The 9,718-nt window shown below is 39.8% G+C and carries 19 protein-coding genes and 1 pseudogene; 8 read left to right on the forward strand and 12 right to left on the reverse strand.

The window, feature by feature from the left end:
- Nucleotides 1-127: 127 nt before the first annotated feature.
- Nucleotides 128-313 carry a hypothetical protein gene (locus SIB53_RS10635; RefSeq protein WP_413678157.1) on the forward strand — a complete coding sequence of 62 codons (186 nt, stop codon included), beginning with the start codon at nt 128-130 and terminating at the stop codon, nt 311-313.
- Nucleotides 314-469: 156 nt separating this feature from the next.
- Here SIB53_RS10635 and SIB53_RS10640 read toward each other — a convergent pair whose 3' ends face one another.
- The 4 genes from SIB53_RS10640 to SIB53_RS10655 are packed head-to-tail and all read right to left on the reverse strand — an operon-like array spanning nt 470 to nt 991.
- Nucleotides 470-595, reverse strand: a complete 126-nt coding sequence (locus SIB53_RS10640; protein ID WP_011294605.1) for a chlorophyll a/b-binding protein — start codon at nt 593-595, stop codon at nt 470-472.
- On the reverse strand, nt 595-744 hold the full coding sequence (locus SIB53_RS10645) for a high light inducible protein (protein ID WP_413678158.1): 150 nt from the start codon (nt 742-744) through the stop codon (nt 595-597). Before SIB53_RS10645 ends, SIB53_RS10640 begins: the two co-directional genes overlap by 1 nt.
- A complete protein-coding gene (locus SIB53_RS10650) occupies nt 744-863 on the reverse strand; it encodes a high light inducible protein (protein WP_011294968.1) in 120 nt (39 codons plus the stop codon). The genes SIB53_RS10645 and SIB53_RS10650 overlap by 1 nt, the downstream gene beginning before the upstream one ends.
- 20 nt (nt 864-883) lie before the next feature.
- On the reverse strand, nt 884-991 hold the full coding sequence (locus SIB53_RS10655; RefSeq protein WP_011125327.1) for a high light inducible protein: 108 nt from the start codon (nt 989-991) through the stop codon (nt 884-886).
- Nucleotides 992-1,389: 398 nt separating this feature from the next.
- Between SIB53_RS10655 and SIB53_RS10660 the strand changes: the two genes are divergently transcribed.
- On the forward strand, nt 1,390-1,554 hold the full coding sequence (locus SIB53_RS10660; protein WP_413678159.1) for a hypothetical protein: 165 nt from the start codon (nt 1,390-1,392) through the stop codon (nt 1,552-1,554).
- A 115-nt stretch (nt 1,555-1,669) separates the two neighbouring features.
- Here SIB53_RS10660 and SIB53_RS10665 read toward each other — a convergent pair whose 3' ends face one another.
- Nucleotides 1,670-1,876 carry a hypothetical protein gene (locus SIB53_RS10665; RefSeq protein WP_269606147.1) on the reverse strand — a complete coding sequence of 69 codons (207 nt, stop codon included), beginning with the start codon at nt 1,874-1,876 and terminating at the stop codon, nt 1,670-1,672.
- A 300-nt stretch (nt 1,877-2,176) separates the two neighbouring features.
- On the opposite strand from SIB53_RS10665, the gene SIB53_RS10670 reads away from it, so the two are divergent.
- Complete coding sequence (locus SIB53_RS10670; protein WP_413678160.1) at nt 2,177-2,386, forward strand: hypothetical protein; 210 nt, start codon at nt 2,177-2,179, stop codon at nt 2,384-2,386.
- A 471-nt stretch (nt 2,387-2,857) separates the two neighbouring features.
- Here SIB53_RS10670 and SIB53_RS10675 read toward each other — a convergent pair whose 3' ends face one another.
- From SIB53_RS10675 to SIB53_RS10700, 6 genes are all read right to left on the reverse strand, one after another.
- Nucleotides 2,858-3,010 (reverse strand): hypothetical protein, encoded by a 153-nt coding sequence (locus SIB53_RS10675; RefSeq protein ID WP_269610709.1) that lies wholly within the window; start codon nt 3,008-3,010, stop codon nt 2,858-2,860.
- 121 nt (nt 3,011-3,131) lie between these two features.
- Complete coding sequence (locus SIB53_RS10680; protein ID WP_413678161.1) at nt 3,132-3,263, reverse strand: hypothetical protein; 132 nt, start codon at nt 3,261-3,263, stop codon at nt 3,132-3,134.
- On the reverse strand, nt 3,250-3,384 hold the full coding sequence (locus SIB53_RS10685) for a hypothetical protein (RefSeq protein ID WP_269610708.1): 135 nt from the start codon (nt 3,382-3,384) through the stop codon (nt 3,250-3,252). The genes SIB53_RS10680 and SIB53_RS10685 overlap by 14 nt, the downstream gene beginning before the upstream one ends.
- An 8-nt stretch (nt 3,385-3,392) precedes the next feature.
- Nucleotides 3,393-3,554, reverse strand: a complete 162-nt coding sequence (locus tag SIB53_RS10690) for a hypothetical protein (RefSeq protein ID WP_413678162.1) — start codon at nt 3,552-3,554, stop codon at nt 3,393-3,395.
- 391 nt (nt 3,555-3,945) lie between these two features.
- Nucleotides 3,946-4,077, reverse strand: a complete 132-nt coding sequence (locus tag SIB53_RS10695; RefSeq protein WP_413678163.1) for a hypothetical protein — start codon at nt 4,075-4,077, stop codon at nt 3,946-3,948.
- Nucleotides 4,078-4,079: 2 nt separating this feature from the next.
- The gene (locus SIB53_RS10700) at nt 4,080-4,367 is read right to left on the reverse strand and encodes a DUF3104 domain-containing protein (protein WP_413678164.1); all 288 of its coding nucleotides are present in this window, start codon (nt 4,365-4,367) and stop codon (nt 4,080-4,082) included.
- A 370-nt stretch (nt 4,368-4,737) separates the two neighbouring features.
- On the opposite strand from SIB53_RS10700, the gene SIB53_RS10705 reads away from it, so the two are divergent.
- Nucleotides 4,738-5,967: a tyrosine-type recombinase/integrase gene (locus SIB53_RS10705; protein WP_413678165.1), complete on the forward strand. Its 1,230-nt coding sequence runs from the start codon at nt 4,738-4,740 to the stop codon at nt 5,965-5,967.
- 47 nt (nt 5,968-6,014) lie between these two features.
- On the opposite strand, the gene SIB53_RS10710 is transcribed toward SIB53_RS10705, so the two are convergent.
- Entirely contained in the window at nt 6,015-6,947 is a 933-nt protein-coding gene (locus tag SIB53_RS10710; RefSeq protein ID WP_413678166.1) for a DUF481 domain-containing protein, read from the reverse strand.
- Nucleotides 6,948-7,098: 151 nt separating this feature from the next.
- Here SIB53_RS10710 and SIB53_RS10715 point away from each other — a divergent pair, with 151 nt between their 5' ends.
- The 4 genes and pseudogenes from SIB53_RS10715 to SIB53_RS10730 all read left to right on the forward strand — a co-directional run bounded on the left by SIB53_RS10715 (nt 7,099) and on the right by SIB53_RS10730 (nt 9,680).
- Nucleotides 7,099-7,605 carry a pentapeptide repeat-containing protein gene (locus SIB53_RS10715; protein WP_413678167.1) on the forward strand — a complete coding sequence of 169 codons (507 nt, stop codon included), beginning with the start codon at nt 7,099-7,101 and terminating at the stop codon, nt 7,603-7,605.
- Nucleotides 7,606-7,781: 176 nt separating this feature from the next.
- Nucleotides 7,782-7,988, forward strand: a pseudogene (locus tag SIB53_RS10720) (pentapeptide repeat-containing protein); the annotation flags it as partial.
- 176 nt (nt 7,989-8,164) lie between these two features.
- The gene (locus SIB53_RS10725; RefSeq protein ID WP_413678168.1) at nt 8,165-8,638 is read left to right on the forward strand and encodes a pentapeptide repeat-containing protein; all 474 of its coding nucleotides are present in this window, start codon (nt 8,165-8,167) and stop codon (nt 8,636-8,638) included.
- Between the two features lie 478 nt (nt 8,639-9,116).
- Nucleotides 9,117-9,680 carry a pentapeptide repeat-containing protein gene (locus tag SIB53_RS10730; protein WP_413678169.1) on the forward strand — a complete coding sequence of 188 codons (564 nt, stop codon included), beginning with the start codon at nt 9,117-9,119 and terminating at the stop codon, nt 9,678-9,680.
- Nucleotides 9,681-9,718 lie beyond the last annotated feature (38 nt).

Consider the following 9,718-nt stretch of genomic DNA (forward strand, 5'->3'; position numbering starts at 1 on the left):
TTCTCAAATTAAATAATGAATGGGGCTGACAAAGGTCAGTCCTTTTTTATGTGATCAACCAGAAGTTCTAAATGTCTATTTCTAAGGAGAAGAATCATATTCCTTAGTCCTTTGCCATGATGTTCAGATGAACTTCGCAGATAACTGGGCAAGGGTCTTTGTTGTTATTACGTTTCTGACTTTTGGAGAAGCACAAATTATTGGTGGCATCGTCCCCAATCTGATTGCTTTTAGTTTGTTCCTTGTAGCGATTGGATACTTTGCTTCAACTGGGAAAATGGCTGAGATATTCGGCTGGAAAAACAAGAAATAAAGCTATCACTAGCAAGTAACTACTCGGGAGATCCCGCTGAGATCCCAGTCTCATTTATCCATAAAAAAAAACAGGCTGGGAAACCTGTCTCTGACTGATCGGGGCGACAGGATTCGAACCTGCGACCTAGTGCTCCCAAAGCACTAAAAATCAGGGTTAAACAATTCCTGGAATGATCCAGCCTGTTATTCCGTAGTTAATCACCGCTGCAAAGAAGCCCATCATCGCTAGGCGACCATTCATTTGCTCGGCTGTTTTCCAATAGTTAGTTTCTTTGTTCATTACACGAAACCTGGAATGATTTGGCCGGTAGTTGCATATGCACCTATAAGAGCAATGCATCCAAACAATGCTGCATAGCCGTTAAGTCTTTCTGCAGTTACCTTTTCAGGATCAATGTTTCTGCTGTTGTTGTTGTTTTGAGTAGTCATTAAACGACACCTGGGATAAGTTGACCGGTTGTTAGGTAGATACCTGTTAGTAGAACGAATGCCATCATGGCTGGTCTGCCGATGCTTCTTTCTAGAATTGTTTTGTTAGAGGGTTGCATTGTTATTAGTAGTTATCGGTTTAGAAAATTCCAGGAATGATTTGACCTGTTGTTGCGTATGCACCGAAGGCTGCAACGAAGCCAAGCATTGCTGCCCAACCGTTAAACTTTTCTGCTTCTGGAGTCATTACTGGAATTGCGTTGATATAAGTGAAGTTAAAGTATTAATTTTCCAAACGAAAGATACGGTTGGGTACGGCTTCTTCTAATCCTTAACAGCTTTCAACCTCAAATACCAACCACATCAACTAATTAGAGAGATATTTATCCAATGATTAGATCTATTGATATCCCTCATAAGTATAAATAGCCCGAACTGGTTAGCCCTACTTCAACCGTCCTACTCCTATTGAGGGCTTCTTTTATATTTCATTCATCTTTTTAAACCATCCAGACCAAACCTTTAGTCATGCTTGCAATCAACAAAATCACTGCGGCAAAACTAATCGTTCTCTGGAATCTTCCTGCACTTCTTTTCTTAGCTGGTGCTTTTGAAGTTGGTACTACCGTATTTGCTTAATTAGCTATGACATCATCTAAGAACAGCCCAAAGAATTGGTCCGAGTGGAATAACACCAAGCATTTCACTGATTATTCAAGAGACTCAGGTACTGGCAAGTTTGTTCGCTTTACGATTGCTGCATTGCTTTTCGTTCCTATTTGTTTTCTTGCTTATATGACTACTATTTGATAACTAATGATTTCAACGAACAATATTAGAAATAACAACAGAAAAGCAAATAGCTGCAACTAGCGTTAAAGCTAGTATCTAATAAAAAGCTCAAATAAAAAAATTCTACTGACAATTAGGCTCTCGGATGTAAATCTGGATACCTTGTCGTTTCATCTTTAACTCTGTTTGGATTTTCACGATCAGAGTTTCTAGCTGCGTTAAAAATTATTAGGAATGGAATAGCTATTGCAAAGAAATAAAAATGCAATAAAAGAAGGTCCCAAGGAACTCCTGAACTACCATAGTCGGGAAAAAACAAGGCAGTCGATAACAGCATCATACGAAGGAACACCTAATTTTTATAGACTAAAAGGATTCTGAACAATTCGTGGGATATTTTGCTTTAACTGGAAGAATGGCTTAGATGTATGGCTGGAAAAATAAGAAATAACAGATATAGAAATTACGGCTGGAGTTGAAAAAAGTTTGCCGGAATTTATGGAGTGAGTCCTACTACTGCTAGGCGTTGGTCTATTGATTAGTAACGAGCGTAAAGATCAAACAGAATCCCACCAATAAACTCACCTAGTCCGAACCATGATTTCTTCTTTGGTTGTGCTGGAGTAGATGTGGCCATTACATGCACTGGCGAAGTCTGTTAACAAGGATTGTTGAAAAGCCAATAAACAACCCAGCGGGTATAGCCAAGCTTGCAATAATTGTTGCTTCGTTGATTCCGTACATAATTTTTAAGCGTTGGCTTTGCTTAGTCGTAGTTTTAAATAAAAATTGTTTAGTGGCTCTTTTATGGAAAGTATTTTTCCGTAGAACTGTTCAAATGTTGGAGTAACGGCTTGAAAGGATTCATGTCCATTTTTTTAGTCCTAAACGATTACTGAAAAAGAAAACCCCCACGTTGGAGGGTTAACTAGTGGTTTTGATTACAAAAAAAGTGCAGACCTAATGAACTTTTAATGAATTAGCGAAGAGGGGACTGGGATTTCGACAACCGTCCCCCGATCTAGCTTGATGATGCTTTCGTATCACGCCATCAATATGTGAATAATCTAGAAAGGATTTATTGAGTCCTGATGTTCGGTTTAGGTAGGGCTATCCAATCTTTTCTTGTTTTCTAACGTGATTTCGCCTATATATTTAATTGAGGCCAAACCTCATCAAGACATAATTGACTTTATATAGTACGAGTCGATTAATAACCCCTTTAGTTATTGGAATTTCTAGAGGGGTTTCTTGTTTTAACCTGTTTTTACTTGATCCATAAAAATGGGGGCCAATGCCCCCAAATAAATCGACTGTCAACCTAGTAAGTGTTTAAGTCGAATTTTGATTCAGTAGCCTTAACTGGAATTGGATTATTTGCTAAAGAATCATCTCCTGAGGAGGCTTGAAAAATAACTCCAGCCCCACCTATCAATAAAACTGCGAACATGATTGCGTGATATGCAGTAAACATTTTCTAAAACCTATACTTATAAAAATCTAATCAGTTGAGATATAGCAGTGATGTAGTACAAAGCGAATGTTTCTGGGGTGTTTCCGCTACTACTGTTAGGCGATGGTCAATGGCTTAAAAATTAGAGTTTCATTAAGTAGGAAATAAACCAAGCGGCAAAAATAACTTTTCCAAAAATGAGATATGGAACAAACTTAAAAGCCTTCTTTTCGAATGCTGCTTTATCAAATGCTGGTTTATCAGCTGAAGTCATGAGAAAGAAGCAACTGAATTTCTAGCGGGGTTAAATCACTATTTTCAATTCCCCAAAGCTCACCTTTGTCTGAAGCTTCAAGGATGGATTCGTAAAAATCAGGCGAAAAATTTTTAGGCATTGTGTTAATTAAAAAATTACAGAAGTAGCAACATCTAATGAACCTGATGCAAGGAGAAGAGCAGGGATGCAGAAAAGAGCTAGGAACTTAGCTGCTGAAGAATTATTGATTGAAGTCATGGCAGGGAGAGGGTGAAAAATTTTCGGTGATACAGGGGTTGAACATTCCATTCACCGATGGGACAAATATAAAAAGTACTCTTGAAGTAATGATGTTCGGTTGGGGTAGTGCTTCCCTACTCCCATCCAATAAAAAGAAGGATTAGACCAAAGATGTAAGAAAGGAGGCTTTATGAAACTCTTCACTCCCTTCACCATCCCCAAAAAAGATAACTGCGATCTTTGCAGGATTAAAAGGAATAATCAGGAGAGGGGCAAATAGCCTCTCTTTTTTTTTGCTGCTGCAAAAATGTATCCGAGGATGCGGCACCTTAAAAATGCGTGCGATACAAATAAATCAAGAGTTACCTCTCCCCAATGGCAAAAGAACTTAAGGTTTCTTCGTCCTTGCTAACGGTTGGCGTGAGTGTACTTCTTTCGCTGAGATAGCTACATTCTCTAACTATTTAAATTCCTTTACAGGGATAGATTTGATTTCGTTTTCGACCATTTGTTTCCACATAGGTGAATTACTAGCCAAGAAGAAAACTCCAATAGCAGCGATAAAAGGGAATAGATTTTTAAATTGCTTCATTTCTACTGTTGTTGCTGCTGAATTTGCTCGTAGAAAGTGGAAGGCTTTTTGATTGTTGTCCGATATTCGCTAACGATGTCAGTAACTTCTTCACCATGAATCCAACGGATTTCGCCAGAATCTACGTTGGCAATTTGAAAGAGTGAGGGTGCATCAGGATCACGAGAGCCGCCAACAAAAGTAAGAACTTTTCCAATTTGGTCCTTTTCATATAGAACAGCGTCCCCAGGTCTGACTTTTAAAAATAAAGGTTCATCCATAAGTTCATTCTGTCCAAATCCATCAAGCAAGGGAAGTATCCTTTTAGACCAAATTTCTAAGTCTGTTAAGTCAAGTAGTTTCAGACAGTATTTGCCTAAGGAATAAAGCTATCACTAGCGAGTAAAGATTCAGGAGATCCCGCTGAGATCCCAGTCTCATTTCCCCATTAAAAAAGACAGGCTGGGAAACCTGTCTCTGACTGATCGGGGCGACAGGATTCGAACCTGCGACCTAGTGCTCCCAAATCGCTTGGTCTTACAACCGCTCTTACAAGGGTCTCAGTCATAAAGCCAGTTATTGCTGAAAGATAGGCGGTCAGAGATTCCCAGAGACTGCAGCAGATGTTGACTTTTGCACACATTTTGCACACAATCTAATTAATTAGAGACCAAGTGCTCCTTGCCATCCATTACTCGAAAAGAAAACTGGGTTCAATTGTTCAGGGATCAGATAAGCCAATCAACAGCAGGGCAATTTAAAGTTCTTGATTGTCGAGGAAAGATGCGTTTGCAATATCGGCCTAATGGAGGAAAAGCTCAATCTTTAATGCTTCCCTTTGACTTTGATAAGAAAGAAACATCAAAAGCACTTAGGAGAATCGAAGAAATATTCAGAAACTTTGTTCAGGCAAAAGGGAAAATGACTCTTGCTAAAGCTGGAACAGTTACAGAAGTATCTAGTTCAAAGCACCAAATCAGTTGGGAGGAATTAGTTGAGAACTACAGGCAGTTCGTACCTAATGCCAGTGATGCCACTTGGAATAAAAGTTATATCCCTGTCTTAACGAAAGCTGGAATACTAATGAATCGCGCTAAAGGAAAGCCTCAAGGCGGCGAAGAGTTAATGATGCAATCACTTAAGCAATGGGAACAGGGAACAAGATCAAGACAAATTGCTCGACGTTCTTTAAAAGGTTTTCTTGATTGGGCAGTCTTAAGAGGAAAATTAATTGCTGCTTACGCTCCACCTGCACAAATCCCAGAGACCAAAAATCCAATCGAAATAGGTTATGCAATTGACGATCAAGAAATTATTGAATTACTAGATTTAATTCCTAATGGAAGAACAGCAAGAGAAGAAGAAACTTATAACGCTTGGAAATTTGCAATTCAACTTTGCTCTGTCTATGGATTAAGACCTGAGGAGCTTCGACACCTAACCATAAAGAAAGGGATTGAAGGAAAAGAATTATGGACTACCTATCAAAAATCCAAGGGCGGTAAAAAGGGTAAGAGAACAGCGCCAAGAAAATTGCATGCTTTATTCGTTAAAGACCTAGATGGCAAGCCTATTGATTGGAACTTACAAAAACGATTTTCAATAGGTGAGAAACTTCCACCACTCGGACAGGAGGGAAAAGGTGGGGAAGCACTCGGAACATTTTTAAAAAGACGTAAATATTGGAAGCAATTAAAAGAAGTTGTTAACGCCACCAAAAAAGAAGTTTTAAAACCTTATTCATTTAGACATCGCTACGCAAAACAATCTCACTCTGCTGGTTTTCCTATCGCAAATATTGCCTCAGCTATGGGGCACACAGTTGAAGTACACCTCCAAAATTATGCAAGGTTTACTCCAGACGCAACGACTGATTTATACGCCAAAGCTAACCAGGTAGAAGCTGCTTAGTAACTTTGCTTGCAGCAAGAAGATGAGTTGTACTAGATCTGGAATATTTAAAAGCTTGTTCCTACTTCTAGTTTGTATGCATTCTCTGGTTCTGGGTCTGACAAATCACGATAGATATTCTCATAACTTATCGCTGAAAATAGGTTTGAATTTAGATCCGGATAAAACTTTAATTCTGCATCTAACCTATTGCTAGATATAACTCTATCCCCCTCGTCGTTTGCAGATGTGTAGGTATTATTAAAATCAAATTCTAGATGTTTGTTTATTTTCCATCCAAATGTTGCCTCTAGATTAGTTGCATATATTAAGTCACCACAACTTGGTGTGAACGAACAGTCCTCTCCTCCTTCTGTCCAAACAAATGCGGGACCTAATGAAATTAAAAAATCTAAACTTTCATTTTTAAAAAGATAATAACCTATACCAATAGATCCTTCTATATCATGCTTGCCAGCGTGTTTTTGAGAATCAAAAAAATAATCAGATGATGTATATACTGTAAATTTATCAGTTAAAAGATAATCATTTCGTGCCTTTATTTCGCCGTCATAACTACTAAGTTTTGCTCCTGATTCTTTATCTTGTTCAAGTCCGTACTTTAATCCTATCTCAAAATTAGATAAGTTCTTTTCTCCTTGATATCCCAATCCAGATGCAATTGAGAAGCCGGAATTTTTATAGTGCTCAGAATGATTTCCATCCGCACCGACTTTTACGTCAACCGACCATAACTTCTGATCTATCGCCAATTCATCTTCATAACCTTCATAAATACTATCAACATCAATCTCTAATCTTCCTAATATTGGATGTAATATAATTTTTTTACTTTTAGTACTCTCTTCCTCTATTAATTCACCACTAATTGTATCTCCATTCTTAAGCTCAAAAAAAACTTCTTCTGCTTTTATTGAAGGTGCTGTCGTTAAAACTATTGAATTAAAAATTAAAAGGAATTGTAAAAGCTTTTTTTTCACTTAATTGTTAACTAAGATTGCTCATTGAATTAATAAAAGCACTTCTCTTGGAAAGAGCAACATATCAATGTAAAGGATGTCCAACTGTTTTTTAAATTTTGGCTAAAGTCGAGAATGCTTCAGATTGTTGTAACTTCGACTTAATTATCTTATGCGCCGTTTAGCTTTCATTGCTGCTGCTTCTCTTGGTTTAGGTGTAGCTGTCATTGTTGATCAACCAGCATCTTTTGCTTATCATTTAGTACCAAAACAAAGTGAGATAGGACCGGGTGCCAACTTAGCTCATGCAAAACTAAATGGTGCCAACCTGAGGGGTGAAGACCTGAGTCGTGCCGACCTGAGACGTGCCGACCTGAGTCGTGCCGACCTGAGGGGTGCCGACCTGAGTGGTGCCAACCTGAGTTATGCCGACCTGAAGGGCGCCGACCTGAGTCGTGCCAACCTGAGTGGTGCCAGCCTGAGTAGTGCCGACCTGAGTTATGCCTACCTGAAGGGCGCCGACCTGAGTGGTGCCAACCTGCTTCGTGCCGAACTGAGTCATGTTACTGCATACGATCTAGTAGGTTGTCCTAGATCTTTACCAAGCGGACGGGTCTGCGAAAAAAGAGGTGGTGGCTTTTCTCTATTACAACGCAAAGAATGGGAACAACGTCGATGAAAAGGCAATTGATTTTTACTTGCTTCAGATTCTTGTAACTTCGACTTAATTATCTTATGCGCCGTTTAGCTTTCCTTGCTGCTGCTTCTCTTGGTTTAGGTGTAGCTGTCATTGTTGATCAACCAGCATCTTTTGCTTATCATTTAGTACCAAAACAAAGTGAGATAGGACCGGGTGCCAACTTAGCTCATGCAAAACTAAATGGTGCCAACCTGAGGGGTGAAGACCTGAGTCGTGCCGACCTGAGACGTGCCGACCTGAGTCGTGCCGACCTGAGGGGTGCCGACCTGAGTGGTGCCAACCTGAGTTATGCCGACCTGAGTTATGCCTACCTGAAGGGCGCCGACCTGAGTGGTGCCAACCTGCTTCGTGCCGAACTGAGTCATGTTACTGCATACGATCTAGTAGGTTGTCCTAGATCTTTACCAAGCGGACGGGTCTGCGAAAAAAGAGGTGGTGGCTTTTCTCTATTACAACGCAAAGAATGGGAACAACGTCGATGAAAAGGCAATTGATTTTTACTTGCTTCAGATTCTTGTAACTTCGACTTAATTATCTTATGCGCCGTTTAGCTTTCCTTGCTGCTGCTTCTCTTGGTTTAGGTGTAGCTGTCATTGTTGATCAACCAGCATCTTTTGCTGATCATTTAACACCAAAAAAAAGTCAGATAAAACCAGGTGGCGACTTGCGTCATACAAACCTAAAGCGTGCCAACCTGAATAATGCCGACCTGAGTCGTGCCTACCTGGGTGGTGCCGGCCTGAAGGAAGCTTACCTGAATCATGCCAACCTGAGTCGTGCCTATCTGATTAATGCCAACCTGAAAAGTGCCAAGCTGAGGTATGCCGACTTAAGGAGTGCCGACCTGAGTGGTGCCAACCTGAGTTGGGCCGACCTGAAGGGTGCCAACCTGAGTAATGCCAACCTGAGTCGTGCCGACCTGAATGGTATTCGAGCAATAAATTTAAAAGGGTGCCCTGGATCTTTACCAAGCGGATGGGTCTGTGAAAACAATTCACTAATACAACGCTGATTTATATATCTTTAAATTTTTGTCTATAGTTTAAATTAATCTTCTTTATCTAATGAAAAGGCCACTCAATATAAAACTAGCTAAATTCATAAAACTTGAATGGGCACTACTCTTTATTTTCATTATTCTAGAGATTGTAGGTGTTGAAATACCAAAGCTAATATATTGGGTTCTTGTGAACAACGCACTTTTAGTACTTCTTCTAAACCTTGAGAATGGTAAGCGTACTTATTCAGATTTTCTACAACCAAAGCTACTAACTTATATAGTTTGTATTCTCAATGTTTTTATTCTTTATAGAGTCTTATAGGATTTTTTGAATATTAAAATCCCTTAAAACCTTGCCCCTTATTGCTGATATTTAGAACTTTCTTTTAGAAAGAGCAACATATCAATGTAAAGGATGTCCAACTGTTTTTGAAATTTTTGGCTAAAGTCGAGAATGATTCAGATTGTTGTAACTTCGACTTAATTATCTATGCGCCGTTTAGCTTTCATTGCTGCTGCTTCTCTTGGTTTAGGTGTAGCTGTCATTGTTGATCAACCAGCATCTTTTGCTGATCATTTATACATAAAAAGTGGTCAGAGAAGACCAGGTGGCGACTTAGCTCATACAATCATAGGGAGTGTCGATTGGAAGCGTATAGACCTGAGTGGTGCCAACCTGAGTGATGCCAACCTGAAGCGCGCCAAGCTGAATCAAGCCATCCTGAATAAAGCCAACCTGAGTCGTGCCAACCTCTTTGGTGCCGACTTGCGTGGTGCCAAGCTGAATAATGCCAACCTGAGTGGTGCCTACCTGGTTAATGCCGACCTGAGTTATACCAAACTGAATAATGCCAACCTGAGTCGTGCCGACGTGAGTAAGGTCATCCTGTATAATGCCAACCTGAGTGGTGCCAACCTGAGTGGTGCCGACCTGAGGGGTTCCGGCTTGGTTATAAAAGGCGCTACAGGTTTTATTGCAACCAATCTAAGAGGTTGTCCTAGATATTTACCAAGCGGATGGGTCTGTGAAAACAATTCACTAATACAACGCTGATTTTTACTTGCTTCAGATTGTTGTAACTTCGACTTAAT

Source organism: Prochlorococcus sp. MIT 0916, assembly GCF_047305155.1.
Taxonomy (GTDB): domain Bacteria; phylum Cyanobacteriota; class Cyanobacteriia; order PCC-6307; family Cyanobiaceae; genus Prochlorococcus_B.